Origin of the sequence: Collinsella aerofaciens, from assembly GCF_005845035.1 — a bacterium.
Lineage (GTDB): Bacteria > Actinomycetota > Coriobacteriia > Coriobacteriales > Coriobacteriaceae > Collinsella > Collinsella aerofaciens_I.
In genome coordinates this window covers 120,986-145,555 of the sequence record NZ_SPFO01000005.1, presented here as the reverse complement: position 1 = coordinate 145,555, position 24,570 = coordinate 120,986, and the positions used below count along the sequence as shown (strand labels likewise).

The window sequence follows — 24,570 nt, the reverse complement described above, 5'->3', positions numbered from 1 at the left end:
ATCCGGCCCTCAGGGTATCGGGTTCCCACATTCATCCGCACATGTGCGGATGAATGTGGGAGGTGTTCGGATAAAGTCGATAATCAAGGACTGGCATAAAAGCTCATCGAGGCTGAGTGCCATCGCTCGCTGCGGTACACTTACCTAAAGTAAACCATGAAGGGAGACATTACCTATGAAGAAGATCGTTTTGGCTTGCGGTGCTGGCGCTGCTACTTCCACGCTCGTTGCCCAGAAGGTCGCTACCATGCTCGACGCCAACGGTTATGCCGGCAAGTATGAGATCGTGCAGTGCGCCATCTCCGAGGCCAAGGACGCTTGCGACGAGGGCGCCGACCTGCTGATCGCCACCACCGTTGCCCCCGAGGGCCTCACCTGCCCGTACGTGAGCGGCGTGCCCTTCATGACCGGCATGAACCGCGTTGCTGCCGAGAAGGCCGTTCTCGACGTTATGGCTCAGTAGGCGCTGCTTGTATGAATGAGCAGAACGCCAATCCGGTCGAACTCTTTGGCATGCGCGTTGCCCATGTGGGCATTAACGCCACCGACCCGGCAGATGCCTTGGAGATCGCGGAGCTGTTCTCGACGATGATGGGCCTGCCCGTTATTGAGACCCCGGTTTCGTACTTTAACGATTCGCTGGTCGAGGTCATGAAGCAGAATGGTCGTGGCGCCAAGGGCCACATTGGCTTTGCCGTCAACGACATCGATGCGGCCGAGAAGTGGTTTGCCGAGCGCGGGCTCGAGGTCAACGAGGAGTCGCGCGTGCTGCTGCCCGACGGCGGCACCAAGCTCGTGTACTTTAAGCGCGAGTTCGCCGGTTTCGCCGTGCACCTGTGCCGCGAGTAGCGCACAAGCTGCCATAGCTAGCAAAAAGGGATAGGGCCGCGTGGCCCTATCCCTTTATTTATGCCGAGGGGCTTTCTACCGCGGCAGGCGAATCGTAAAGCGGCTGCCGACGCCCTCGACCGAGGTCACGCCGATGACGCCGCCATGGCTATCGACGATCCACTTGGCAATGGCAAGCCCCAGACCCGAGCCCTGCGCGCCGGCATCGCGTGCGTTGTCGGCGCGGTAGAATCGTTCAAACGCGTGAGCTGCGGATTCCTGGTTCATGCCGATGCCCTCGTCCTCAACGCTTATGTCGATCGTGCCCGCGCCCGCATCCGGCGTTATGCCAAATGTGACGGTCGTTCCCGCATCCGAGTACTTGGCGGCGTTTTGCACGATCACACGCAGGGCCTGCTTCACGAGCGCCACGTCGACAGACGCGTCACAGCGCGGGTCGCTGGCAAGCGCAGCATCAGAAGCCAGCCGATACGTGTGCTCGGTATCGATCATCTGCGATTCTTCGCATACCTCGCTGACCAGTGCGGCCAGGTTGGTATCCGCACGCCGCAGGACCGTGCGCCCGGCATCGCCGCGCGCCAAAAACAGCAGCTGCTCCACGAGCTCCTGCATATGCTCGCTTTCGGCCTTGAGGGATGTGATGGACTCCGTCAGCACGGCCGGGTCGTCCTTACCCCAGCGATCGAGCATGTTTACGTAACCCTGAATCACCGCGATGGGCGTGCGCAGCTCGTGGCTCGCATCGTTGACAAAGCGCATCTGTTGCAGTTTGGCCTCTTGCATCTGGCGCAGTAGGCGGTTGAGTGCAACCTCGATGCTTGCCAGGTCGGCGTCGCCGGTAGTGACGCTCGGCGAGTCGACGCTTGCGCGCTCGATGGCCTGCTCCAGTGTTTCCATCTTGCCGCCGGAGAGCTGCATACGGCCGAGCTCGTCCACGCGCAAGGCCAGGTCGTTGAGCGGTGCCATGGTGCGGCGCACGCGACGGGCGCCGCCGAGCATGTCGAGCACGCTGATGACCTGCCAACCCACAACGACAAGGTAGAGAGGCCATAGCGCGACGAGGTCCTGCGCGAGGGGGAAAGTCTTGGTGGTACGCGCAAGCTCGACGGTATAGGTGAGCGTTGCCAGGTCCCAGCCGCGCGCAGGCGCCAGCGACATGCCGTGAACGGCGACGCCGGGGATCCATCCTGCGGTAAACGCGCCGTCGGGCAGCATCTGGTTGTATCCATAGACGAGGATCGCCGCCGCAATCACCATCAGCAGCAGATCGAGCCAGACGTAGCTCATCAAGCGGCGCCACATATAGCTCCAGTTGATGGCGCGGGCGATGGATGTGACGCGCTTGGCCTCGGCGTTACGCGCGGCAGACATAGCCCACCCCACGCACGGTCTGGATGATGCGGGCGCCGCCGGCGTCCTCGATCTTGGCGCGCAGGTGCGCGATGTGCACGTCGACGTTGTTGGTGTCGCCCACGTATTCGTAGCCCAGCGCCTCGTGCGCGATGCGCTCGCGCGTGAGCACGGTGCCGGCGTGCGCCATAAGCAGGGCGAGGACGTCGAACTCGCGGGCCGTGAGCGCGATGGGCGAGCCGCCGACCGTGACTTCGCGGCGGTCGGGATCGAGCGCGACCGAACTCACGGTGAGCGCGGCGGGGGAGGGCGAGGCGGATGCCTGGGTCGAGTCGCCGACTGGGGGCATCGCAGTGGCGCCGACGCCCGCGCCGCCCGCCATGCCCGCCCCGGCGCCACCAACGACCGAAGCCGCCCGCACAGCCTCCGAGCGCTTCAACGCCACGCGGATCCGTGCGAACAGCTCCTCAATCGCAAACGGCTTGGTCAGGTAATCGTCGGCACCGGCATCGAGCCCGGCCACCTTGTCCATCACGGCATCGCGCGCGGTGACCATGATCACCGGCACATCCTTGTGCTTGCGTACGCGCCGCAGCACTTCCATGCCGTTGAGCTGCGGCAACAGCACATCGAGCAGAATCAAATCGTAGTCGCGTTCCAGCGCCAGGTCCACGGCGGTGCGGCCGTCGGCGGCATGTTCCACCTGGTAGCCCTCGTGCTCCAGCTCGAGCGTCACAAAGCGGGCGATTTTCTCCTCGTCCTCTACGATCAGGATCCGTGCCATGCGTGTCCCCGTCTGCGATTACTTGTCGTCGTTCAGATTATGCTTGATGCCGTCCGCGGCATCGGCAGCGTGATTCATAAGGTTGTTGATGCTGCCGGGCACGTCGCCGTCGCTATCGATGCGGTAGCGCATGCCAAAGAACAGGCCAATCAGCATCAGCCAAATCGTAGCGCCCCAGGCAAACAGGGCGATGATGGGGATCAGGATGGGGATGTTGAGGATGATCGCATCGCGGCGCGTGGCGATAAACTTGGTGTCCAGGCTCAGGCGGAAGAGCTTTTTGAGGTACTCCCACACGCCGTCCATCTTCTTGGAGAAGTCGGTCTTTTCGCTCGACTTTTCGTAGGCGGCCTGCGCGGCGACCATCTCGGCCGAGGGCTCGTCGGCCGGCTCGGACTCGGTGGCGGCGTGCGCCGACGTGGTCTGCGTCTTGCCCTGCGACTCGAGCCAAATGATGGCATCCAAAACGTTGCCGTCGGCAGCGTCGAGCGCCGCCTTGGCATCGGTGTAGCTCACGTTGCACTTGGTGCGGATGGTTTCAACTTTTTCGAGGTCGTCCATGACCTGTCCTTTCGTTCGATGGGCGCGACGCCGGGCGATTTGCCCGGGCGCGAGCGTTGCGTTCGGCGGCCTGCGTTGCACGGCGCCGCCCCGCCCTTGGTCGAACTCTATAGTGCAGGTTATAGATTAAGCGATTCTTGAGCCAAGATTAATGTTGGATGAGTTTTTGGGTGGCGGTGGGTACAGGCAGCCTTTGGGGCAAGCGTAGGCCGAGCGGCTAGAGCCCAGGGATAAATTTGTGTCCGCACGGCGAGATATACTTTTAACCATGTTGAGGGGCGTGACAGGACGAGGTTGCCTGGCGCCCGCGAAGTCAGAGGGGCCGCCGCGCCGCATGGCGCAAACGAGTGGGGTCCCGACGCAAACAGGGGGTCATACGTGCATATCTACGCTATGAGCGACATTCACGGGTGCTTGGACGCCTTTAAGGCATCGCTTTCCACCGTCGACCTCGATGCCGAGGACTCCAAGCTGGTTTTGCTTGGCGACTACTGCGACCGAGGCCCCGATTCGCTCGGGGTCTTCGAGCTCATCATGGACCTGCAAAAGCGGTACGGCGATCGCGTCGTGGCGCTGCGCGGCAATCACGAGGAGATGTTCCTCGAGTACATCGACGGGGTGGCAGATCTCAATTTTACGCAGGCATGGATACTTGCCGACAGCAATCTGGCAACGGCCAAGAGCTTCCTGGATGCCGAGGCATTCAAGCACGTCAAGCATCTGTTGAGGCTCAGGGAGTTCGAGGAGGCCTACGCCTATACGGTTGAGCGTATGAAGTCTGAGCATGCGGACATCATCGCGTGGGTCCGTAAGCTCCCTTACGTTTACGAGTCCCCCTTTAGCCAGGTCTTTGTGCATGCTGGCGTTGACGAGGAGGCCGGCGAGTACTGGAAGCTCGGCACGTCTGCCGAGTCGTTTACCATGATGATGCCCGATTACGTGGGGCATGAGTTCTACCTTGATGTTATCGCTGGGCACATCAACACCGAGGCTGTCTCGGGCATCGCGGGCTACCGCGGCATCTGGCATGACGGGGCCAGCCATTACTACATTGACGGGAACGTCATGGAGCACGGTGAGGTCGCAGTGCTGAGCTACGATTCGGAAACGGGGAAGTATGGCGGCCCCGGGTTGGAGTAGGCTCACGGATTGTCTGCGTGGGTTCGATTCGGGGCTTGGGCTGCGCCTTTGACGTTAACGGGATGTGGAAGCACCGAGAGGGGTGCTTCCGCGGAAACGATCGTCGGGGCTTCTTTTGCCCAGTGACATAAGGCTTTTATTTGGCTAGCTTTTTGGTCGACTCGACCATCGCGTCCTTTATCCAAGTTATCGAGGCATCGGAGGTGTAGTCTCTGCCCTTAATGAAGTTTAGTGAGAGGCTGCTTTGCAAGCTGAGGGTTGCAAGCTGCAAACTGAAGAAAGGTTCTAGTTTAGATGAAATTAAAAAAAGAACTACGCTAACTTATAATTATGGAACTGTGAGAGGCATCTGAAAAAGGTGGCTATAAGATGGATGACAAGCGTATTTTAATCATTAACGGCAAGACCGAGGACCAGATAATCGAGCAAATTATCGGTCTAGTGAATGATGACGATGAGCTAGGAGACATTCTAAAATCATATGAGGATTCTCCTGGACTTAACGAATTAATAGAGAACATGTCTGCCTTCTTCACCGTTCAATAGAAAATTGCTTTTATGCGTAGGCCAGGGATAAAGCTGGTGCCAGCTTGGGGCAAGAACGATGAAATTGTTTTCCCGCACAATGTCAAAGGCGTTGATCATAAATTGAAGGTGCAAATCAAATGAAGATTAAAGAATTTGGCTCTCATATTATTGATATGTATTTTGGTGGTTTTGATGAAGATGTACTAAATACAGAATTTTCAAAATCTGGTTTTGAAGAGTTTCATAAAAATCACGGTAATAAGTACTTATTGGCCAATTTAATTGATAGTACTGATGGTGACCAAATTATTACAACTTTTGATATGTCTGGTACGTTTCCAGATGATGATAATGAAGGTTTGATGACATGGTATACGCCTACTGGAGCTTATGCTATTGGACCTGCAAAACGAAGGAATATTTCTGCCGAGTGTACTATCGAGGTTACGATTTGGGTTACACACATATTTGATTATATCAATTTCTTTGAAAATAATGTTGACGTAAAACCGTTGTACAAGAGGGACGTATTGTATAAAGAGGATTAATATCGCAATCGATGACAGGACTGGAAAGTATTTCGTTCCTGACGATTCGCCAAATGATGATTATTACTATGATGAAGATGATCAGTTCATTTCAAATCGTAAAACTTTTGACACAGTAGACAGTTTCATTCATTATGCTAAATCTGTGAAACAAGATATTGCAGAAAATGGTGTGCCGGAAAGAATTTATTAACCGGTTCGTTTGATTACTAGCTATATCGGCACTGCGATTCACAATACGGCATTGCCAAAGAACGCCTTCCTCGGAAGGCGCGGCTACACACGGGCCAACGAGCGCGAGTGCGTTACCGGTCCCGCGTGCGCGAGGAATAGGAGTTGAACGATATGATTGCGTCGCAGCGCGGGGATGATTTCACGCGCTGCGACGCAATCTCAGTTGTGCGTTTGCAGCAAACTGCCAATCAGCATATTTGTGAATATAACCGCAGTACACCCCGATCTTCGAAGCGGGACACGACGACAGCCTTTCATACTCATCGAGCCTGTTGAGCGCAGCTTCCTGTGCTCAACAGGCTCGATCTTCCTCTCGACTAGTGAATCGACGTCAGTGGTCGTGACTTTGTTCTCGGGCATCGCAGGCTACCGCGGCGTCTGGCATGACGGCGCCAGCCACTATTACATTGACGGGAACGTCATGAAGAACGGCGAGGTCGCCGTGCTGAACTACGACTCGGAGACGGGGAAGTACAGCGGCCCGGGGCTGGAGTAGGTTTGAGGGCGCTGAGAGGCTGGGGGCGCTCCCGAGGCAAAGATTGTCTGGCTTATTTGCGACCGTGCGGTAAGGTGATGAATTGCCCGGTCTGTTTACTTACCTTCCCGCCTGACCAACGCGTCCTTTATCCAGGCCATCATAGCTTCTGAAGGATAATTAATAGTTTTACCAATTTCCGGCATAGCCTCTAGAGACAAAGTGCTTTTCAGTTTCAGCTTCATCTTGTTCAAGTCTCCTCTATCGTATGAACTGAGGTACGGATAGAGGCAATGGTATTCGTGCTGATCATTGCTTAAAGCGTGGGCGACATCAAGGTACGCAAGTACAGAGATGAGGACGTGCCACTGCTGATTTAAATTGTCATGCGTGCTGTCGATAAAGGGCTTGAGTGGGTCGACTCGAGCGATTGTGTTACTGTTGTCATCAAACTGATAGTGGTAATACCCCTGTTCATCGGGGCAGCTCTTGAGTCTGGACTTGAGTGCGCAGTAGAACGCGACGTTTTCTGGCAGGTCTTTTTTGCTAGTTTTTGATAACTCGCCTCGATAGACACCCAGATGTTTTTCCAGTTTGGAACGAATCTCATCGTATTTCAGGAGGTCCGAGCGCGCTTTATCAAGCAGTTTATCTTTCTGCTCTTTAGAAGGCACATTGATGTCGCCAATCACGGAAATGGTAATGGCTTCGAGGATTTCTTTGATTCCATCAATTTTGTCGTCGCTAAGTTCTTCCAAGGCGCATATGGTTTTCCCCAGCTTGTAGGCTGAGTCAGACTTGCTGCTTTTAGGATAATAGTCGCAAGGCTCGTTACACCATCCAATGAAGCCCTTGACGCCTATCGGTCCGACAGAAGGGCTGTCGACACGGTTGAAAAAGTCCTGGATTTCGTTTTCGGCGAGCTTGGCTTCGTCCATAGCTGGATTCCTTTCTCATCAGGAGACATGTCTCATTATAGGCATGCCTGCGGTCGTAGCGACTAGGGGTGCCAGCGCTAGCGAGGATTCCGGAGAAGGAAAATGACGGGGCCTCGGAACAGTCAAGAATCGAGGTCTAATACTTTTCCGAGAAGTGAACGAGCTGAATCGGACCCCCGAAGCATCGACACTTTGAATGTACCGTTTCCTGCGGTTTTGATGTCAGAATCCTGCGATTTTGCCGTCGTAAAATGCGAATGCTTCGGGGGTCCAAAAACAGCCGTTCACTTCGCGGGAAAAGTATTAGACCTCGGTGGGGGAAGGCGGTGGCCTAACGGCAACCAGGCGTTAGGGGCGGGCTGAGCGGATAGTTTCCATGCCAGCCGGGACATTATGGGCGGCCGATCACCTATACTGGTTGGGCTCAAAGGACGCGTCGGGGTTTAGTTGCCAGTACATCGAACGCCGAAAGGAAAGTCTTGCCGGTGCCGGTAGTCGAGACCAGCAGGGCGCGGGTCTCGCCCTTGCGGTGGATTGCCCCCAATGCTTCGAGAGCGCGCTGCTGCATTTTATTGGGCTTGATTTCTTCATGTCCGCTCGGGGCTGAGGTTGCGATCGCCTGGAACGTTGGTTTCGATTTGCTCTTTGGAGGACGCGGCGATCGGTATGTGGCATAGTCCCCAATCCACTCCTGCGAAAGTGCGACGGTGGAAGTGTCATTCCATAGTGAATTGAACTCACCCCTGAGCTCGGCGAGCAGTCGGCTGTTTTCGACGGTCTGGTACAGCACGTTCCACTCTTTATTGCAGGTGAGAGCGGTCTGCGTCATGTTGGAGCTGCCGACGATAACCGTGCTGGTCTCGCCCTTATCGAAAATGTATCCCTTGGCGTGTAAATTGCCCTGGAACACGCGGACTTCGATATTGTCGTATTCCATGAGCTTGCGAAACGCATCGGGTGAGTTGAAGTTGAGGTAGGTGGATGTGAGCAGCCTGCCCTTAATGCCGCGCTGTTTGAGCTCTTGAAACGCCTCGACCAGGATTTGAAGGCCGCCGTCTGCGACAAATGCTACGCAAAAGTCGAACGAGCTGCAGGTAGAGAGCTGCTCTTTGATAGCGGACAGCAGCGTTCCGCCAGTCGCCTTCGAGCTGGCGATGAGCTTGGGCGAATCGTTCCCAAGTTCGAGTGAGTCGAATTCAATATCAATCTGCTGTTGAGTGGCCATTCCGCCATGCCTTTCGTCAGGCCATGCTGGCGCCAGGATGACAGATCAATCGTTCGTGTTTTGGGTGTATGGCGGTACGGATTGGCGGGTTCGATCTAAGGGACGCGGTTTCTCAATTGATGTCCGCACGACATGTGAGACTTGACCTGCCTACCGACTCTGCGGTGGCGTGAATCAAAGCAACGACCCTCTAAGGAGTTCGATACCGATGAGTGACAACGCAAAGCATCTTGTAAAGAAGGGTGTAAAGGACGCGGGACCGTGCCTCGTGCTGTGCCTGGCCGGCGCGGCGGTCGCGCTGCTGGCCGTTCTGGGGCCGTTCGACATGCTTCGAAGCGCAAGCTCTCTGCATGTCTGCATGGCCCTTGCCGGCGCCATGGCGACCGGCGGCGTGCTCGACCTGATCTTTTGGGTGTTTGACCCGTTTGGATGGAAGAACGAGGGGTAAGCCCTAAGGGATGGAAGGACTGGAACGGCTGGTTTAGTGATCGTGCAGAATGTGGGCTAGCGACTTACAGGGAAGTGGTAATCCGATGACGGTCTATGTGACAGGCGACATCCACGGTGGGCTCGACATGCAAAAACTCCGCGACTGGGAGCTTGGGGACAGCCTGACGAGCGACGACTACCTCATCGTCGCCGGCGACTTTGGCTTTCCGTGGGATTTCTCTGCCGAGGAATGCGCCGATATCGCTTGGCTGGAGTCGCGCCCCTATACGTTGCTGTTCGTCGACGGCAACCACGAACGTTTCGATCACTGGGCGGAGCGTCCCATGGAACTGTGGCACGGCGGCCTGACGCAGCGCCTGTCGGACACCTCGCCCATCCGACGCCTGACGCGCGGCGAGGTTTTTGAGCTCGACGGCTCAACGATCTTTACCATGGGCGGCGCCACGAGCGTGGATAAGGAATACCGCATTCCGTATTCCAGCTGGTGGCCGCAGGAGCTGCCGGACGAGCGCAACTTTGAGGAGGCGCGGGCAAAGCTCGAGAGCATGGGCTGGAAGGTCGACTACGTGATCACCCACACCTGCTCTACGCGCATGCTTTCGCCCACGCTTTATCCGGCATCCAGCTGGAATTGCCCCACGGTTGATCGACTTACGGCATTTTTCGATGAGCTGGAAGATCGCATGGACTACAAACGCTGGTATTACGGGCATTTTCATCGGGATGCCAACCCGGCCGAGCGCCATACCGTGCTCTACGACTGCATCGTTCGCTTGGGTGACGAACTCCAGCCCTGGGATGTTGCGTAGAGGCGGGGTGGCTGGCTACTCGACCGTTACAGTGATGTTCTCGCGGTGCGCACGGATGACGTCCCATCTAAAGTGCTCGACCAGCTGTTCGGCAGAGCGCGGCGTGGTGTCCGGCGCGATGCCTGTTTGCCCGGCGAGCCATCCCAACAGTGCCTCGGGTGTGCCAAAGCGGGTGCGGAGCTCGCCCAGGTCCAGATCGCGATCGCGCTTGGAAAGGCGGCGGCCGTCCGGCGACATGAGCAGCGGAATGTGCGCGTAGCGCGGTGTGGGCAGTCCCAGCAGATGTTGCAGATAGATCTGGCGCGGCGTGGAACCAAGCAGGTCGCATCCGCGTACGATCTCGGTGACGCCCATGGCAGCGTCGTCGACCACCACGGCCAGCTGATAGGCAAACACGCCGTCGCTGCGACGCACCAAAAAGTCGCCGCACTCGGTGGCGAGTGCCTCGCATTGGGCTCCGTACGTGCGGTCAACGAATTCGACCACATCGTCTGCGAGGTCGTCGACGGCGGGCACGCGCAGGCGCGTGGCCGGAGCACGCAGGATGCTGCGGCGGGCAACCTCCTCGGCAGAAAGGCCTCGGCAGGCGCCGCGGTAGATGGGCGTGCCGTCGCTCGCGTGCGGCGCGCTCGCGGCGTGGAGTTCGGCGCGCGTGCAAAAGCAGGGATAGGTGAGGCCGGCGTCTTGTAGCTGGTGCAAGGCGCTCTCGTACAGGTCGAGGCGATCGTGCTGGTAGTAGGGGCCTTCGTCCCACTCAAGCCCTAGCCAGGCCAGGTCGTTGATGAGCTGGGCGGCAAGTTCCGGGCGCTTGCAGCGATCGTCCAGATCCTCAATGCGCAGCGTGATGCGGCCGCCTTGGCTGCGGGCCGAAAGCCACGAGCACAGGCAGCTAAACACGTTGCCCAGGTGCATGCGGCCCGAGGGCGACGGGGCGAAGCGGCCCACGATGGGGACGGACTCTGCCGTTGCCGGTGCGTCCGCGGAGTGTGTTGCTATGTTGCATGCGTTGATATCCATGCGGACGAGTATAGCGCGGGAGGTGGGGGAGGCACCGACTCGACAGCTCGATCGTGCCCGCCAGCCCAACCCCTCAAACGACAGAAACCCCGGCAGCTCTTCGCAACTGCCGGGGTTTCCGCGGAAAAGGGGGACATGATCCTCAAGCGAACGGCAAAGGGGCAAACCGTTTTCGCTCAACTGCTTTATGCCCCTCGCTCGCCGGCTTAATCGGCTCACGCCGCGCCCACACAAAGCCGCTACACCTGTGACGGAGCTATGAAGTGGTATCTATTGCCGGAGCGGGCTATGCCAAGGAGTGTCCCAGATTGCCGGCAGATAAGGAACGTCCCCAGGTGCCGGCCGCGGGCGTGACTTTCGTCCCGTTTGATACTCCGCTGACCTAGATGTTCGTCACATGAACCCGCAAACGTGGGACAATGACGCTACTGGTATCACAAACAAAGGATGTGCCTATGAACGCCCCCGTTGCCAAGACCTGTCGGCAGCGCTGCCCGTTTGCGCGATTTGCTTCCATTTGCGCGCTCGTCGCGTGCGCGCTGCTGCTGTTGCCCGCCGTTGCACGTGCCGACGGGTATTCCATGACCCAAACCTACATCAGTGCCACGGTCGAGGTCGATGGATCGCTGACCGTTGTCGAGGGGCGCCAGTTTGATTTCGATGACGACATCAACGGCGTGTTTTGGGAGATCAATACGGGTACCAACCAGCAGGGCGGCGCGGCGGGCGTCGATGTGCTGAGTGTCGAGGAAGAGGACACCGCGTTTAACAAAGTCGATAGCGCGAACAAGGGCGACTCTGGCGTCTACACGGTCGAGCAGACCGGTGACGGCGTAAGGATTAAGGTGTTCAGCCCTCACGAGAGCGGCGACAGCGCAATCTACTACGTGAGCTACACCATGACCGGCGCGGTCATGAACTGGGCCGATACCGCCGAGCTCTACTGGAAGTTTGTGGGCGACGGCTGGTCTGCGGATTCCGATGACGTCGAGATGGAAGTGCGCTTCGCAAATGCCGCTGCTGGGACGGCGGCCGTCAAAGGCGATAACTTCCGCGCATGGGGCCACGGTCCGCTGACGGGCGACGTGTCGCTCGATGAGGACGAGCCCATGGTCACCTATACCATTCCCTGCGTGCATCAGGGCGAATTCGCTGAGGCACGCATCGCCTTCCCCAGCGACTGGGTGCCGCAGCTTGCCGCCGCGGGCGAAGAGCGCATGTCAACGATCCTGAGCGAAGAGAAGGAATGGGCCGACGAAGCTAACGCCCGCCGCGCTCACGCTCGCATGATTGCCAATGCACTTGCCGTGCTAAGTGTTGTTGCGGCGGTGGCCTTTACCGGCACAATCGTTATGCTCAAGCTGCGCAAGCGCAAGCCCAAGCCGCTTTTCCAGGACGAATATTTCCGCGATGTGCCTTCGGCCGACCATCCCGCCGTGCTTTCGGCCCTCATGAGCTGGAACGAGGTGCCCGATCAGGCATATATCGCCACGCTCATGAAGCTCACTGACGACCGTGTGATCAAGCTGGAGCAGGCGACCGTGACCAAGGCCAAGAAGGGTCTGTTGGGGCGTGAAAAAGAAGAGCAGACGTATCGCGTGACGGTGAGTGATGCGGGCTGGAAGTCGGCCAAGGGCATTGACCACATGGTGCTCAAGGTTTTCTTTGCCGGTGCTAAGCCTGACGAGAACGGCGATCGCTCGCGCACGTTCGACGAGCTGCAGCACTACGTCAAGCAGCACGCTACACCCGTGGGCGACAAGCTCGAGGACTATCAGAACACCGTTAAGGGCAAGCTGGCCGATAGCGAGTACGTTGCCTCGGACGGCATTGTTGCAATGGTGTTTTGCCTGGTTCTTGGTATCCTGATTGCCTTTGTTCCCGTGGGATCCATCTTCTTTACCGATGGCGCGCAGGCGAACATTACCGCCGCGGTTATCTCGGTGCCGATTGTGCTGGTGGGTATCGGCGTGGGCCTTACGTTCCGCCGCTTTACGCCGGAGGGCGCCGAGGTGGCGGCTCGCTGCAAGGCACTTAAGCATTGGCTCGAGGACTTCACGCGTCTAAAGGAAGCCGTCCCCGGCGATCTGGTGCTGTGGAACAAGCTGCTGGTGATGGGCGTGGCGCTGGGTGTTTCCAAGGAAGTGCTGCGTCAGCTTGCCGAGGCCGTGCCGCCCGAGGTGCGCGAGGCCGACGGCTTCTATGACAATTATCCCTGCTACTGGTGGTACTACCATCATTACGGTATCGAGTCTCCGCTCGATTCGTTCGATGACGTGTATCACGAGAGCATCCGTGAGCTGGCGTCTAGCTCCGACAGCTCGAGCGGCGGCGGAGGCGGTGGCTTCTCGGGCGGCGGAGGCGGCGGCGTCGGCGGAGGCGGCGGCGGAACGTTCTAGCGAGCGCTTGCTTTGGGGTGGATCTTTCTGGGCGGTTGCCAGGGAAGATCCATCCCATTTTTGTGCATCGAAACGGGCCATGCTTTCCGCTGCGAACCTTCGCACAAGGGGCAGTGGGCAAAAAATGCCAAATATGAGTACTGTTGCCTAGATTGTCACATTTGTTTGTACTAAAAAATGGACTCCTAACGATATTATTTCTCGTTAGGAGTCCATTTTATTGTACATTTGGGGAGATACGTTAGTTCATCTGACGCGTCGAGACGCCTAAGAGACCCGAGAAAGCCGAATTGCGCTGCTGCTAAAAAGGTAACAGTACTCATATTTGATGTTTTTTGACCACAGCTATTTGCAGGCCCCCTATAGGGCGATGCCAACGAGGGCTTCGGCGGCCGTTTTGCTCAAGACTGTCCCCAGCGACTAGTCATTTAAGAACGTCCCCAATGACTAGGTGTGGTTGCTGCCAAGGAGTGTCCCGGGGTGCCGGCATAAAAGGAACGTCCCTAACTGCCAGGTTTAGGCTGTTAGGTCGAGTTCGTAGAGGAAGCTTTCGCGCGGCATGTCGTGGCGGCGCTCTTCGCGGTTGGCGCGGTGCGTGGCCGTGCGCTTAAAGCCGTGCAACTCGTAGAACTTCCACGAGCAGTTGGAGTCGGTGTACAGGTGCGCCCTCGTCGCTCCAAGCGAGGACAGGTGCGAGACCGCGGCATCGAGCAGAACCGTGCCAACGCCCAGGCCATGGACATCGCGATCCACGGCAAGCAGCGTGACCTCGTTGTCGTGCGGCAACGGGCTGCTCTCGAGCAGGCGGTTGTTGGTTCGGATGGTTGCGCGCACAAACGAGAGATACTCGGCGCAGGCATCAGGCTCCAGCTCACGCATCTGCGATAGCAGTACGCGTTCGGTATCCATCCAATGCTCGTTGATAGTGACGCCGGAGTTCTGTCCTGCGCGTGCAAGTGCAATGCCGCGCGCCTCGCCGTCAATCACCGCAACCTGTGAAAACGTCGACGACGAAAGGCAATAGGCGAGGTCGCACGCGGCCTCGAGGCGGTTGTACTCATCGTTATCCGAATTGTTATGCCAAAGCTGCTGCAGAATCAGCGCGATGGCGTCGAAGTCTTCGGTATCAAACGGTCGGTAGAGAACCCGCGAGACCATGGTGCCTCTTTCTTTTGCGGATGCATATCGAGCACAGTTCTACCACGCCATTGGCATCAAATTATGGTGCCCCTGTGTTCCATGAACTCACCGTGCCCAGTGCCGTGTCCATCCCCTCTGCTCGCAAACTTTTTCTGCACATGCGCCCGTTGCGGGGTGCATCGATGCGCTCGATGCGCTACATTAAATCAGTATTTTCAATGCCGCTGCGCGAGCGCTGCAGATCGACGTATCACCGACTCACAGAGCACGGCGGCGTACCAGACAGGAGGACTGCATGGGATCTGATGTGAAGATCGCACGCGCGTTGATCTCGGTTACCGATAAGACGGGCGTCGTCGATTTCGCACGGACGCTGGTCGATGACTTTGGCGTCGAGATCATCTCTACGGGCGGCACGGCTCGTGCCATCGAGGACGCGGGCGTTCCCGTAACCCCCATCGAGGAGTTCACGGGCTATCCCGAGATGATGGACGGCCGCGTTAAGACCCTGCACCCCAAGGTTCATGGCGCGCTGCTGGCCCGCCGCGATTCCGAGCAGCACATGCAGGAGGCCGCTCAGCACGGCATTAAGCTGATCGACCTGGTCGTCGTCAACCTGTACGAGTTCGAGAAGACCGTCGCCAACCCCGAGGTCACCTTCGCGGACGCCATCGAGCACATCGACATCGGTGGCCCCTCCATGCTGCGTTCTGCCGCCAAGAACGCCACGAGCGTTACCGTCATTTCCGACCCTGCTGACTATGATGCCGTCCTGGCCGAGATGCACGAGACCGGTGGCTGCACCACGCTTTCCACCCGTCGTCGCCTGCAGGTGAAGGTCTACCAGACCACCGCCGCCTACGACACGGCTATCTCCCGTTGGCTTGCCGCCCAGGCAAGCGACGTGGCGGACACCTCTGCCAAGCTCGAGATCTCGCTGGAGAAGGTCGACGACCTGCGCTATGGCGAGAACCCTCAGCAGAAGGCCACGGTCTACCGCTTTGCCGAGGGCTGCGAGAACACCGCGAGCTCGCAGTTCCCGCTCGTGGGCTCCGAGCAGATCCAGGGCAAGCCGCTCAGCTACAACAACTATCTGGATGCCGACGCCGCCTGGAACCTGGTCCGTGAGTTCGACGAGCCGGCCTGCGTAATCCTCAAGCACCAGAACCCCTGCGGTTCCGCCGTTGCCGAGGACATCACGGCTGCCTACGACCGCGCCTTCGCCTGCGATCCCAAGAGCGCCTTTGGCGGCATCATCGCCTGCAACCGCGAGGTTCCCTATGAGCTGGTTGAGCACTTTGCCGATCAGAACAAGCAGTTCGTCGAGGTTATCATCGCCCCGAGCTACACTGCCGAGGCGCTCGAGCGCATGGCCAAGCGTCCCAACCTGCGCGTACTGGCTACCGGCGGCGTCGACCACGGCGCCCAGGTGGAGTTGCGCTCCATCGACGGCGGCATGCTGGTGCAGGAAGTCGACCACGTAACCGAGGACCCCGCGACCTTCACGTTCCCCACCGACCGCAAGCCCACCGATGCCGAGATGGCAGAGCTCGAGTTTGCCTGGAAGGTCTGCAAGGGCGTTAAGTCCAACGCGATTCTTGTCTCCAAGGGCAAGGCCGGTATTGGCATGGGCCCGGGCCAGCCCAACCGCGTGGATTCCGCGCTGTTGGCCTGCGAGCGCGCCGAGGACTTCTGCGAGCGCGAGGGCATGGAGAAGGGCGGCTTTGCCTGCGCAAGCGACGCGTTCTTCCCGTTCCGCGACAACGTCGACGTGCTTGCCGCACACGGCGTGACCTGCATCATCCAGCCCGGCGGCTCCAAGCGCGACGACGAGAGCATCCAGGCCTGCAACGAGCACGGCATCGCGATGGTCTTTACCGGCGCCCGCCACTTCCGCCATTAGTCGAGAACGCCGGAAAAATAATCTCTGCAAAAGACGGCCGCTCCGTTTGGAGGGCCGTCTTTTTGGTATAAGAGGACGGAATGACTAACACGAAAGGTATGACCATGCCCCAGATTGATGATGCCGAGCTGTTTGGCAATGCCGAGGACCAGCGTGCGTACGAGGACTTTTGCGCCAATCAGGAGGCTGTCGAGAAGTTCACGCTCGACAAGCCCGCGCTTGTCTGCCGTTGGCGCATGTCCCATAAAAAGGTACCCATGCTCAATCGCCATATCCGCGCGCTGTCCGAGCGCGTAGTGCAGGGCGAGCCGCTCACGAACAACATGCTCAGCTGGGCCAAGCAGCACGTCGAGTGGTCGCTTGCCGAGGGCGACTATACCGCCCACGACGGCGTGCTCATGCTGGTGATCGACATCAACGGCAACGCCGCCATGACGGTGGGGGAGTACGAGCCGCTGGCCGACACTTCGGCCAAGGCATTGCGCGCCCGCTCCGCCCAAGCGCGCTCCGAGGCCGACGAGACCGGCGTGGCGCCCGAGCTGCTCGCCGCCGTCAACAACGGCGCGCTTGCCTTTGTGGTGCCGGCGGACGAGTGCCTGTGCGGCACGGCGACGCTCATCGAGCAGCTTGCCCAGACCAAGGATATCCCGGTTGCGCGCGTGGACATTCCCGCGCAGCTCAAGGGCGCTCTGTTCTTGGTGAGCGACGAGCACGGCGTGGTCCCCGCAACCGAGACGGATGCCGCCGAGGCCGACGCCGCCACGGTCGCCTTCTTCGCCGAAGGCTACGAAAAGCTCCGCGCCCGCCGCTAAATGATGTTTCTGGGACGGGGATTAAAGAATCATTTTGGTCCCCGCCACCGCTGCGAGTGCGAGGCGGACAAAACGCCCCCGCTCGCGAACAGTTCTGTCACCTTGGCGACGTGCGTGGCGCGCACCTGCAGTTTCGCAGCCATAATGGTGGCAAGACAACCAAGAGGGGAGCGGAATCCATGGCGCTGATCTATATCGTTGAGGACGATGAACCCATTCGTCGCGAGCTTGCCGATATCCTTGCCCGTGCGGGTTTTGGGGTCGAGGCATGCGAATCATTCGAGCATGTCTCGCGTGATATTCTCGCCGCCGCGCCCGACCTGGTGCTGCTCGACCTCACGCTTCCCGTCAAGGACGGCCAGCATATCTGCCACGAGGTTCGCCGCGAATCCGAGGTTCCCATCATCGTCCTCACTTCGCGCGCGACCGAGATTGACGAGGTCATGGCCATGACGCTCGGCGCGGATGACTTTGTTCCCAAGCCCTATGGCGCCCGTGTGCTCGTGGCGCGCATCAATGCCTTGCTGCGTCGCACCGCGGCGGCGGGCGAGCGCAGCACGCTCGTCCACAAGGGACTGGAGATTGACCTCGCACGCTCCATGGTCACCAACACGCAAACGGGCACCAGCACCGAGCTCACCAAAAACGAGCTGCGTATCCTCTCGCTGCTTCTGAGCCGCGCGGGCAAGATCGTTTCGCGCTCGGCCATCATGCAGGACCTGTGGGACTCCGACGCCTTTGTGGACGACAATACGCTCACCGTCAACATCAACCGCCTGCGTACCACGCTCGAAAAAATCGGCATCAAGGGGTATTTGACCACGCATCGCGGCCAGGGCTATTCGGTCTAGGGGCCGGCTATGTCGTTTGGCAAGTTCTTTAAAGATGCGCTGCTTCCCGTCGCCGTGTGGACGTGCGGCGTGCTGCTGAGCTGCTTTGTGCTGACGGTCGCCGGCGCACCCGTTTCCATCGTGGTCGTGGCGGTTGGCGTGTCCTTCATCTTTGGCATGCTCGGCATCGTGATCGAGTACGCGCGCCGTCGTCGATTTTTGCACCAGCTGGAGCGCGCGGCCGAGGAGCTGGAAAGCCCCGCATGGGTGCAGGAGATGGTGCAGTGCCCGACTTATGCCGAGGGCGAGCTCGAGTACGAGGTCTTGCGCCGGGTGGGCAAAGCCGCTTGTGACGAGGTTGCCGAAGGCAGGCGCCAGACCGATGACTATCGCGACTATATCGAGAGCTGGGTCCACGAGGCCAAGCTGCCTCTGGCGGCAGCCCATCTGATTTTGGAAAACCTGGACGGCAGCGAAGATGATCTGTCGCGCGTAGATGACCTCGGTCGCGAGATTGCCCGCGTGGAGCGCTATATCGATCAAGCGCTGTACTACGCGCGCTCGGAAGTCGTGGAACGCGACTACCTGATTCGCCGCTGGGACCTTAAGACCTTGGTGACGGGCGCGATTAAAGCCAACGCGCGCGAGCTCATTGCGGCGCATGTGGCCCCGGTGTGCGAGAACCTCGACTTCGAGGTCTTTACCGACGAGAAGTGGCTCGAGTTTATTCTGGGCCAGCTCATTCAGAACAGCATTAAATATGCGTGCGAGGACGGCGCGAAGATCGTGTTTTCGGGCGCGTTGCTGGACGAGGGCCTGGCAAGCGAGCGCATCGAGCTTACCGTTGCGGACAACGGCTGCGGCGTGAGCGCGGCCGACCTGCCGCGTGTGTTCGAGAAGGGTTTTACCGGCGACAACGGCCGCACCACCAAGCGTGCAACGGGCATCGGCCTCTACCTGGTGGCGCGCCTGTGCTCCAAGATGGGCATCGACGTCACCGCGGCATCGGAGCCGGGCGAAGGCTTCGTCGTAACATTCGCCTTCTCAACCAACAAGTTCCAATATTTCGAGTAGTCGGGCCGTCTTGCGGTGCGGACGGCAATGTTCCCGAACGTGAACATAGCTAAGGCAATTGGCGCTATGTTCCCGAACGTGAACACAACTATGGGGGCTCAAATGAATCCCCCATAACAAAAACGTGTCGCCCCAAACAAAACGTGCCGCCCCAAACGGGGCGGCACGCCATTTTTCCATCAGACAACTCGTTGAAGCAAGGCTGCGAAGGCCGCGGGGCCGGGAGGGGTTTCCTAAGGGCACATCCCGCAGCCGCAACGCGGCGAGGACGTGCCCGTGGAAACCCCGCAGGCCCCGCGGCCGGTGGGAGCAACGCTACTTCACGACTAAGATGTCGCAGTCCGTATTGCGCAGCAGGAACGTCGAAATCGAACCCAGCAGCGCATACTTGATCGAGGACAGGCCGCGGGCGCCGCAGAGCACCAGGTCGGGCTTAACCACGTCGAGCATCTCGTCCTTAAGCGTCTCGCGAATGCGGCCGGCGCGAATCATGACCTCGACCTCGGGGATGTCGGGATTGGCCTTAGCCTCTTCGAGCTGCTTGGCGATGGAGTTCTTAAACGCCTCCTCTAGGCCGTTGACCAGATCGACCGGATAGGAACTGGCGCTCTCGAGTGCCGTGGAATCGATAACGTGGCCGATGATTAGCTTGGCGCCGTTGTTCGCGGCGACCTTGATGGCGCGTGCGAGCACAAAATCCTGCTGCTCAGTACCGTCGAGTGAAACAAATACCTTGGTGTAGCCCTCGTTCATGGTTTCCTCCTTGGTCTATCGCACGGGCGCGGGGCTCGTGCGTCGGGCGGGCGCGGGTGCGTTGGCCGCCGGACACTTTACCTTGTTGCAGTTATACCCAAGGATTTCGGTTTGACCGCTCGCAATTCTGTGAACGGGCGAGTTTTTTGGTAAGGGCAGGCGCGGTCGCACCGCCAACGGTTGATAATGGGACCTCGCCCGCATCGTCCGCAGAACATCTACCGGCGGGTGTCTAACGAGGGGGTCCCTTTGGATATCATCGAGCTTCTAAAATCTGCCTTCATGGGCCTGGTCGAGGGCATCACCGAATGGCTGCCCGTTTCGTCGACCGGTCACATGATCTTGGTGGACGAGTTCGTCAAGATGAACGTGAGCGAGACGTTCTGGAATATGTTCCTAGTCGTGATTCAGCTCGGCGCCATTCTGGCCGTCTGCGTTCTGTTCTTCTACGACCTTAACCCGTTTTCTCCCAGCAAGGGCAAGGAAGGCCGTCGCGACACTTGGGTGCTGTGGGGCAAGATTGTGCTCGGCTGCATTCCCGCTGCGGCGATCGGTCTGCCGCTTAACGACTGGATGGAGGAGCATTTCTACAATGCTCCCGTCGTGGCGCTGGCGCTCATTGTGTACGGCGTGCTGTTTATCGTGATCGAGAACTGGCGCGCGAGCAAGCGCGAGGAAATGGCCGTTGCCGGTTCGTTTGGTTCGCGTGCTGTGGTGTCGGGCGGACGTCCCGCCGGTGCGCACTTTGCGGCGCCCGCCACGGCTACCGCTGAGGATGAGGACGATGACGAGAATCTGGACTTTGGCTCCATCGCCACGCTCGAGGACCTGAGCTGGAAGACCGCGCTGGGTATCGGTTGCTTCCAGGTGCTTTCGCTGATTCCGGGCACGTCGCGCTCCGGCTCCACCATCATCGGCGGCCTGCTTTTGGGCTGCACGCGCTCGGTGGCGTCTAAGTTTACGTTCTTCCTGGCCATCCCTGTCATGTTTGGCGCGAGTGCGCTCAAGCTGGTCAAGTACTTCATCAAGGGCGGCACGTTCGGCGCCAACGAGGTCGCCATTTTGGGCGTGGGCTGCGTTGTGGCCTTTGTGGTTTCGCTCATCGCCATCAAGTGGCTTATGGGCTTTGTCCGCCGCCACGACTTTAAGTGTTTCGGCGTCTACCGCATCGTTCTGGGCATCGTGGTGCTTGCGTACTTCTTCGTCTTGGAGCCGATGCTCGGCCTGTAACTTGGTTGACGCTGCGCGGCGGTCAGGGCGACAACTTGTCATTCAAAGAGGGTGGCATGACCAAAAGGTCTATGCCGCCCTCTTTTCATGCCAATTTGTTCGTTCTGGCCGCCGCTCGCTGCCGCTGCCGTGACATCGGTGGCTCCCTGATTGGTGCAATGGGGACAGGTTGCTTTGCAGCAACATGGTGCAGACCAACCTGACCCCATTGCACCAAATCCGCTGGGGCGGGCCTGACGGTGACGCACGGAGTCGTGGTGTGATTTGCGTCGGTGTCCGCGCGGCTCGGTATACTGGTACGGCTCAAACTATGGCGCTGCCCGCAGGCGCGCCGTCCGTCAGATGAGGAGTCGCCCATGACCCAGCCCTTGCCCTGGGAAAAGAACGCCGCGGTACCCGTGCCGCCCGCGCCGGAACCCGTGCCGCTCGATGCATATGCCGCCCCCGCTGCGCCGGAACCCGAGCTCGTCCCGCTCGACATCTACGACGCTCCCGCGCCGGCACCCAAACCCGCCAAGCCGCTCGTCGACATCGACAGCCTTAATCCCGCCCAGCGCGAGGCGGTCCTGACCACCGAGGGTCCGTTGCTGGTCCTTGCCGGCGCCGGCTCGGGTAAGACCCGCGTCTTGACCTTCCGCATCGCACATATGCTCGGCGACCTGGGCGTTAAGCCCTGGCAGATCCTTGCCATCACGTTTACCAACAAGGCCGCGGCCGAGATGCGCGAGCGTCTGGCGGCACTCATCCCCAGCGGTACCCGCGGCATGTGGGTGTGCACCTTCCATGCTATGTGCGTGCGCATGCTGCGCGAGGACGCTGACCTGCTGGGCTACACCGGTCAGTTCACCATCTACGATGATGACGATTCCAAGCGCATGGTGCGCGATATTATGCAGGCGCTCGGTATCGAGCAAAAGCAATTCCCCATCAATATGATCCGCAGCAAGATCAGTTCGGCCAAAAACGCCATGATCGGCCCCGAGGACATGCTCAAATCCGCCGACAGCCCCAACGACAAAAAGGCCGCGCAGGTCTACCTGGAGCTGGAACGCCGCCTGCGCGCCGCCAACGCGATGGACTTCGACGACCTGCTCGTGCGCACGCTCGAGCTGCTGCGCACCCGCCCCGAGGTGCTCGATAAGTACCAAGAGCGTTTCCGCTACATTAGCGTCGACGAGTATCAGGACACCAACCACGTCCAGTACGAGATCGCCAACCTGCTGGCCGCCAAGTACCAAAACCTCATGGTCGTAGGCGACGATGACCAGTCCATTTATAGCTGGCGCGGCGCCGACATCACCAACATCCTGGACTTTGAGAAGGACTTTAAAAACTGCAAGACCGTTAAGCTGGAGCAGAACTACCGCTCCACGGGCCATATCCTGAGCGCCGCCAACGCCGTGGTGCGTCACAACTCGCAGCGCAAGGACAAGCGCCTGTTTACGGCCGAGGGCGACGGCGAGAAGATCCAGGCCTTCCAGGCAAGCGACGAGCGCGACGAGGGCCGCTGGATTGCCGGCGAGATCGAAAAGCTGCACTCCAAGGGCACGAGTTACGACGATATCGCCGTGTTCTACCGCACCAACGCCCAGTCGCGTATCCTCGAAGATATGTTCCTGCGCGCAGGCGTGCCCTACAAGATTGTGGGCGGCACGCGATTCTTCGATCGTGCCGAGATCCGCGACGTCATGGCCTACCTCAAGATGATCGTGAACCCGGCAGACGAGATGAGCGTCAAGCGCGTCATCAACACGCCGCGCCGCGGCATCGGCTCCACCTCGATCCAAAAGATTGAGCAGCTGGCGCGCGACAACCGTTGCTCGTTCTTCCAGGCTTGCGAGATCGCAACGGCCGAGACGGGCATGTTTAGCGCCAAGGTGCGCAATGGCCTGTCGAGCTTTGTCTCGCTGGTGCGCGAGGGTCGCCGCATGGACGGCGAGCTCAAGGACGTCGTCGAGATGATTGTCGACAAGACGGGCCTGCTGCAGGCCTTCCGCGCTGAGGGCACCATGGAGTCCGAGAGCCGTGCCGAGAACATCCAGGAATTCCTGGGTGTCGCTGCCGAATTTGAGGAGACGCACGAGGATATCGAGGGTACGCTCGAGAGCTTGGAAGAGCTGCGCGCAGCCGGTGTTGCCGATGTGCCTGCCGGTGCCGAGCCCGAGCCCGTCGTGGTGAGCGCGCCCGCGCCCGAGCCCGGCCCGTCTGCACCCGTGTCTTCGTTTGAGGCGCTCGTTGGCGCGCGTGATGCCGCGGGTTCCAATCCGCTCGATAGCCTGGCGGCCCCGGCGCTCTCGCCGCAGGATGCCCTGGCTGCCGCTATCGCGGGCAACGCCTATGCCTCACCGACGGAGCTGCCGGCGGGTGCCGTGCATGCCGACGAGATCGAGCGCACCTACGGCCCGCTCACCTGCAAGGCGCTGCCGGCACTCATGGAGTGGCTGGCTCTGCGCTCCGACTTGGATTCCCTGGCCGGCGAGACGCATGCCATTACCATGATGACCATCCACTCCGCCAAGGGCCTGGAGTTCCCGGCGGTGTTCGTGGCCGGCATGGAGGAGGGTATCTTCCCGCACGTGCACGATTTTGGCGGTAGTGACGATCCGGGTAAGCTCGAGGAGGAGCGCCGCTTGGCCTACGTCGCCATCACGCGTGCTCGCAAGCGCCTGTTCCTGACCTATGCGGCCACGCGTCGCACCTACGGCTCGACCTCTGCCAATCCGCGCTCGCGCTTCCTCAACGAGATTCCGTTTGAGGACATCGAGTTTAGCGGTATCGGTTCTGCCGGTTTTGAGGGCACGGGCTGGGAGAAGCGCGGCGACCGTCACGGCACGTTTGGCTCGGGTATGGGCTCGGACATGTATGGCGGCAAGGTGTTTGGCTCGCATACGCGCTCGACCGGCGGCTCTGGATCGCGCAGCGGATCGAGCTTCGATGACTTCTTTGGCGGCAGCACTTATGGCACCGAGCGCCATCGTGGGGTTTCGCCCGACGCCGGCCGTGTTGCCTCGACCTTTGGCTCGGGCGCGCCGCGAGCCAAAAAGCCGTCATCCAAGGTGTCGCCGACGGTGGAGCGCAAGGTCGATCGCGCCAGCGCATCGCAGGACTTTGCCGCGGGCGATACCGTGAGTCATAAGACCTTTGGCACGGGCACCGTGATCTCGGTCGCCGGAGACATGATCGAGGTCCAATTCGAAAAGACCGGCCAGACCAAAAAGCTGATGAAGGGCTTTGCGCCGATCGTCAAGTTGTCGTAATCCCGGCGGACCTGGGCGGGCGTATGGGGCAACATCGCCTGCTCGGGCAGTCCTGCGCAAGACGGAGGCCACATTAAGTGGCCTCCTTTGCGTGCGGAACTCGCGACCGATGTTGCCCCATACGCCCGCCCAGGTCCTTGGATAACGTTGCTTGCGAACGTCGCTCTGCTCGTTCGTCTTTTTGGTCTGGAGAGCCGGGTGGGCTGATATATAGATACGAGTAGGGGCTCCTCCGTTAATGAACGGGGGAGCCCCTTGTTGCTT

Annotated in this window: 23 protein-coding genes; 15 read left to right on the top strand and 8 right to left on the bottom strand. The window is 59.6% G+C overall.

Annotated features, from left to right (window positions below):
* Positions 1-175: 175 nt before the first annotated feature.
* Both FGQ67_RS04175 and FGQ67_RS04170 read left to right on the top strand, forming a co-directional pair.
* A complete protein-coding gene (locus FGQ67_RS04175; protein ID WP_055252380.1) occupies positions 176-463 on the top strand; it encodes a PTS sugar transporter subunit IIB in 288 nt (95 codons plus the stop codon).
* Between the two features lie 11 nt (positions 464-474).
* Complete coding sequence (locus FGQ67_RS04170) at positions 475-849, top strand: VOC family protein (protein ID WP_138340289.1); 375 nt, start codon at positions 475-477, stop codon at positions 847-849.
* 75 nt (positions 850-924) lie between these two features.
* Here the strand turns inward: FGQ67_RS04170 and FGQ67_RS04165 are convergent, their stop codons facing one another.
* Genes FGQ67_RS04165 through FGQ67_RS04155 form a run of 3 tightly spaced genes read right to left on the bottom strand, consistent with a single transcriptional unit; the run spans position 925 to position 3,544 of the window.
* On the bottom strand, positions 925-2,220 hold the full coding sequence (locus FGQ67_RS04165) for a sensor histidine kinase (protein ID WP_138340288.1): 1,296 nt from the start codon (positions 2,218-2,220) through the stop codon (positions 925-927).
* Entirely contained in the window at positions 2,204-2,983 is a 780-nt protein-coding gene (locus FGQ67_RS04160; RefSeq protein WP_138340286.1) for a response regulator transcription factor, read from the bottom strand. The genes FGQ67_RS04165 and FGQ67_RS04160 overlap by 17 nt, the downstream gene beginning before the upstream one ends.
* A gap of 18 nt (positions 2,984-3,001) precedes the next feature.
* Positions 3,002-3,544: a UBA domain-containing protein gene (locus tag FGQ67_RS04155; protein WP_138340284.1), complete on the bottom strand. Its 543-nt coding sequence runs from the start codon at positions 3,542-3,544 to the stop codon at positions 3,002-3,004.
* A 378-nt stretch (positions 3,545-3,922) separates the two neighbouring features.
* Here FGQ67_RS04155 and FGQ67_RS04150 point away from each other — a divergent pair, with 378 nt between their 5' ends.
* The 4 genes from FGQ67_RS04150 (at position 3,923) to FGQ67_RS04140 (ending at position 6,490) form a co-directional block, all read left to right on the top strand.
* Positions 3,923-4,684 (top strand): metallophosphoesterase, encoded by a 762-nt coding sequence (locus tag FGQ67_RS04150; protein ID WP_138340282.1) that lies wholly within the window; start codon positions 3,923-3,925, stop codon positions 4,682-4,684.
* 369 nt (positions 4,685-5,053) lie between these two features.
* Positions 5,054-5,230: a hypothetical protein gene (locus FGQ67_RS10090; protein WP_171025191.1), complete on the top strand. Its 177-nt coding sequence runs from the start codon at positions 5,054-5,056 to the stop codon at positions 5,228-5,230.
* A 119-nt stretch (positions 5,231-5,349) separates the two neighbouring features.
* Entirely contained in the window at positions 5,350-5,760 is a 411-nt protein-coding gene (locus tag FGQ67_RS04145) for a hypothetical protein (protein ID WP_138340280.1), read from the top strand.
* Positions 5,761-6,193: 433 nt separating this feature from the next.
* Positions 6,194-6,490, top strand: a complete 297-nt coding sequence (locus tag FGQ67_RS04140; protein ID WP_138340279.1) for a hypothetical protein — start codon at positions 6,194-6,196, stop codon at positions 6,488-6,490.
* Between the two features lie 95 nt (positions 6,491-6,585).
* Here the strand turns inward: FGQ67_RS04140 and FGQ67_RS04135 are convergent, their stop codons facing one another.
* Together FGQ67_RS04135 and FGQ67_RS04130 are read right to left on the bottom strand one after the other, a co-directional pair.
* Entirely contained in the window at positions 6,586-7,407 is an 822-nt protein-coding gene (locus tag FGQ67_RS04135) for a hypothetical protein (RefSeq protein WP_138340277.1), read from the bottom strand.
* 424 nt (positions 7,408-7,831) lie between these two features.
* The gene (locus FGQ67_RS04130; RefSeq protein WP_138340275.1) at positions 7,832-8,632 is read right to left on the bottom strand and encodes a DEAD/DEAH box helicase; all 801 of its coding nucleotides are present in this window, start codon (positions 8,630-8,632) and stop codon (positions 7,832-7,834) included.
* A gap of 208 nt (positions 8,633-8,840) precedes the next feature.
* Here FGQ67_RS04130 and FGQ67_RS04125 point away from each other — a divergent pair, with 208 nt between their 5' ends.
* Positions 8,841-9,080 (top strand): hypothetical protein, encoded by a 240-nt coding sequence (locus FGQ67_RS04125; RefSeq protein ID WP_138340273.1) that lies wholly within the window; start codon positions 8,841-8,843, stop codon positions 9,078-9,080.
* Positions 9,081-9,165: 85 nt separating this feature from the next.
* Positions 9,166-9,891 (top strand): metallophosphoesterase family protein, encoded by a 726-nt coding sequence (locus FGQ67_RS04120; protein ID WP_138340271.1) that lies wholly within the window; start codon positions 9,166-9,168, stop codon positions 9,889-9,891.
* 15 nt (positions 9,892-9,906) lie between these two features.
* Here FGQ67_RS04120 and gluQRS read toward each other — a convergent pair whose 3' ends face one another.
* A complete protein-coding gene (gene gluQRS, locus FGQ67_RS04115; protein WP_138340269.1) occupies positions 9,907-10,908 on the bottom strand; it encodes a tRNA glutamyl-Q(34) synthetase GluQRS in 1,002 nt (333 codons plus the stop codon).
* Positions 10,909-11,363: 455 nt separating this feature from the next.
* Between gluQRS and FGQ67_RS04110 the strand changes: the two genes are divergently transcribed.
* Entirely contained in the window at positions 11,364-13,307 is a 1,944-nt protein-coding gene (locus FGQ67_RS04110) for a DUF2207 domain-containing protein (protein WP_171025190.1), read from the top strand.
* Between the two features lie 516 nt (positions 13,308-13,823).
* Here the strand turns inward: FGQ67_RS04110 and FGQ67_RS04105 are convergent.
* Positions 13,824-14,465: a GNAT family N-acetyltransferase gene (locus tag FGQ67_RS04105; protein WP_138340265.1), complete on the bottom strand. Its 642-nt coding sequence runs from the start codon at positions 14,463-14,465 to the stop codon at positions 13,824-13,826.
* Positions 14,466-14,742: 277 nt separating this feature from the next.
* Between FGQ67_RS04105 and purH the strand changes: the two genes are divergently transcribed.
* The 4 genes from purH to FGQ67_RS04085 all read left to right on the top strand — a co-directional run bounded on the left by purH (position 14,743) and on the right by FGQ67_RS04085 (position 19,066).
* Positions 14,743-16,350 (top strand): bifunctional phosphoribosylaminoimidazolecarboxamide formyltransferase/IMP cyclohydrolase, encoded by a 1,608-nt coding sequence (purH, locus tag FGQ67_RS04100; protein ID WP_138340264.1) that lies wholly within the window; start codon positions 14,743-14,745, stop codon positions 16,348-16,350.
* 80 nt (positions 16,351-16,430) lie between these two features.
* On the top strand, positions 16,431-17,162 hold the full coding sequence (locus FGQ67_RS04095) for a hypothetical protein (protein WP_138340262.1): 732 nt from the start codon (positions 16,431-16,433) through the stop codon (positions 17,160-17,162).
* 179 nt (positions 17,163-17,341) lie between these two features.
* Positions 17,342-18,013 carry a response regulator transcription factor gene (locus tag FGQ67_RS04090; RefSeq protein ID WP_138340260.1) on the top strand — a complete coding sequence of 224 codons (672 nt, stop codon included), beginning with the start codon at positions 17,342-17,344 and terminating at the stop codon, positions 18,011-18,013.
* Between the two features lie 9 nt (positions 18,014-18,022).
* A complete protein-coding gene (locus FGQ67_RS04085) occupies positions 18,023-19,066 on the top strand; it encodes a sensor histidine kinase (RefSeq protein WP_138340258.1) in 1,044 nt (347 codons plus the stop codon).
* A gap of 315 nt (positions 19,067-19,381) precedes the next feature.
* Here the strand turns inward: FGQ67_RS04085 and FGQ67_RS04080 are convergent, their stop codons facing one another.
* Positions 19,382-19,819: a universal stress protein gene (locus FGQ67_RS04080; protein WP_138340256.1), complete on the bottom strand. Its 438-nt coding sequence runs from the start codon at positions 19,817-19,819 to the stop codon at positions 19,382-19,384.
* 249 nt (positions 19,820-20,068) lie between these two features.
* On the opposite strand from FGQ67_RS04080, the gene FGQ67_RS04075 reads away from it, so the two are divergent.
* Both FGQ67_RS04075 and FGQ67_RS04070 read left to right on the top strand, forming a co-directional pair.
* On the top strand, positions 20,069-21,049 hold the full coding sequence (locus FGQ67_RS04075; protein WP_138340254.1) for an undecaprenyl-diphosphate phosphatase: 981 nt from the start codon (positions 20,069-20,071) through the stop codon (positions 21,047-21,049).
* A gap of 356 nt (positions 21,050-21,405) precedes the next feature.
* Complete coding sequence (locus FGQ67_RS04070; RefSeq protein ID WP_138340252.1) at positions 21,406-24,306, top strand: ATP-dependent helicase; 2,901 nt, start codon at positions 21,406-21,408, stop codon at positions 24,304-24,306.
* Positions 24,307-24,570: the final 264 nt, after the last annotated feature.

What these genes read in the sequence shown, in the direction of transcription:
- FGQ67_RS04175 (WP_055252380.1), top strand. Translation starts at nt 176, where the DNA reads ATGAAGAAGATCGTTTTGGCTTGCGGTGCTGGCGCTGCTACTTCCACG.
- FGQ67_RS04170 (WP_138340289.1), top strand. Translation starts at nt 475, where the DNA reads ATGAATGAGCAGAACGCCAATCCGGTCGAACTCTTTGGCATGCGCGTT.
- FGQ67_RS04165 (WP_138340288.1), bottom strand. Translation starts at nt 2,220, where the DNA reads ATGTCTGCCGCGCGTAACGCCGAGGCCAAGCGCGTCACATCCATCGCC.
- FGQ67_RS04160 (WP_138340286.1), bottom strand. Translation starts at nt 2,983, where the DNA reads ATGGCACGGATCCTGATCGTAGAGGACGAGGAGAAAATCGCCCGCTTT.
- FGQ67_RS04155 (WP_138340284.1), bottom strand. Translation starts at nt 3,544, where the DNA reads ATGGACGACCTCGAAAAAGTTGAAACCATCCGCACCAAGTGCAACGTG.
- FGQ67_RS10090 (WP_171025191.1), top strand. Translation starts at nt 5,054, where the DNA reads ATGGATGACAAGCGTATTTTAATCATTAACGGCAAGACCGAGGACCAG.
- FGQ67_RS04145 (WP_138340280.1), top strand. Translation starts at nt 5,350, where the DNA reads ATGAAGATTAAAGAATTTGGCTCTCATATTATTGATATGTATTTTGGT.
- FGQ67_RS04135 (WP_138340277.1), bottom strand. Translation starts at nt 7,407, where the DNA reads ATGGACGAAGCCAAGCTCGCCGAAAACGAAATCCAGGACTTTTTCAAC.
- FGQ67_RS04130 (WP_138340275.1), bottom strand. Translation starts at nt 8,632, where the DNA reads ATGGCCACTCAACAGCAGATTGATATTGAATTCGACTCACTCGAACTT.
- FGQ67_RS04125 (WP_138340273.1), top strand. Translation starts at nt 8,841, where the DNA reads ATGAGTGACAACGCAAAGCATCTTGTAAAGAAGGGTGTAAAGGACGCG.
- FGQ67_RS04120 (WP_138340271.1), top strand. Translation starts at nt 9,166, where the DNA reads ATGACGGTCTATGTGACAGGCGACATCCACGGTGGGCTCGACATGCAA.
- gluQRS (WP_138340269.1), bottom strand. Translation starts at nt 10,908, where the DNA reads ATGGATATCAACGCATGCAACATAGCAACACACTCCGCGGACGCACCG.
- FGQ67_RS04110 (WP_171025190.1), top strand. Translation starts at nt 11,364, where the DNA reads ATGAACGCCCCCGTTGCCAAGACCTGTCGGCAGCGCTGCCCGTTTGCG.
- FGQ67_RS04105 (WP_138340265.1), bottom strand. Translation starts at nt 14,465, where the DNA reads ATGGTCTCGCGGGTTCTCTACCGACCGTTTGATACCGAAGACTTCGAC.
- purH (WP_138340264.1), top strand. Translation starts at nt 14,743, where the DNA reads ATGGGATCTGATGTGAAGATCGCACGCGCGTTGATCTCGGTTACCGAT.
- FGQ67_RS04095 (WP_138340262.1), top strand. Translation starts at nt 16,431, where the DNA reads ATGACTAACACGAAAGGTATGACCATGCCCCAGATTGATGATGCCGAG.
- FGQ67_RS04090 (WP_138340260.1), top strand. Translation starts at nt 17,342, where the DNA reads ATGGCGCTGATCTATATCGTTGAGGACGATGAACCCATTCGTCGCGAG.
- FGQ67_RS04085 (WP_138340258.1), top strand. Translation starts at nt 18,023, where the DNA reads ATGTCGTTTGGCAAGTTCTTTAAAGATGCGCTGCTTCCCGTCGCCGTG.
- FGQ67_RS04080 (WP_138340256.1), bottom strand. Translation starts at nt 19,819, where the DNA reads ATGAACGAGGGCTACACCAAGGTATTTGTTTCACTCGACGGTACTGAG.
- FGQ67_RS04070 (WP_138340252.1), top strand. Translation starts at nt 21,406, where the DNA reads ATGACCCAGCCCTTGCCCTGGGAAAAGAACGCCGCGGTACCCGTGCCG.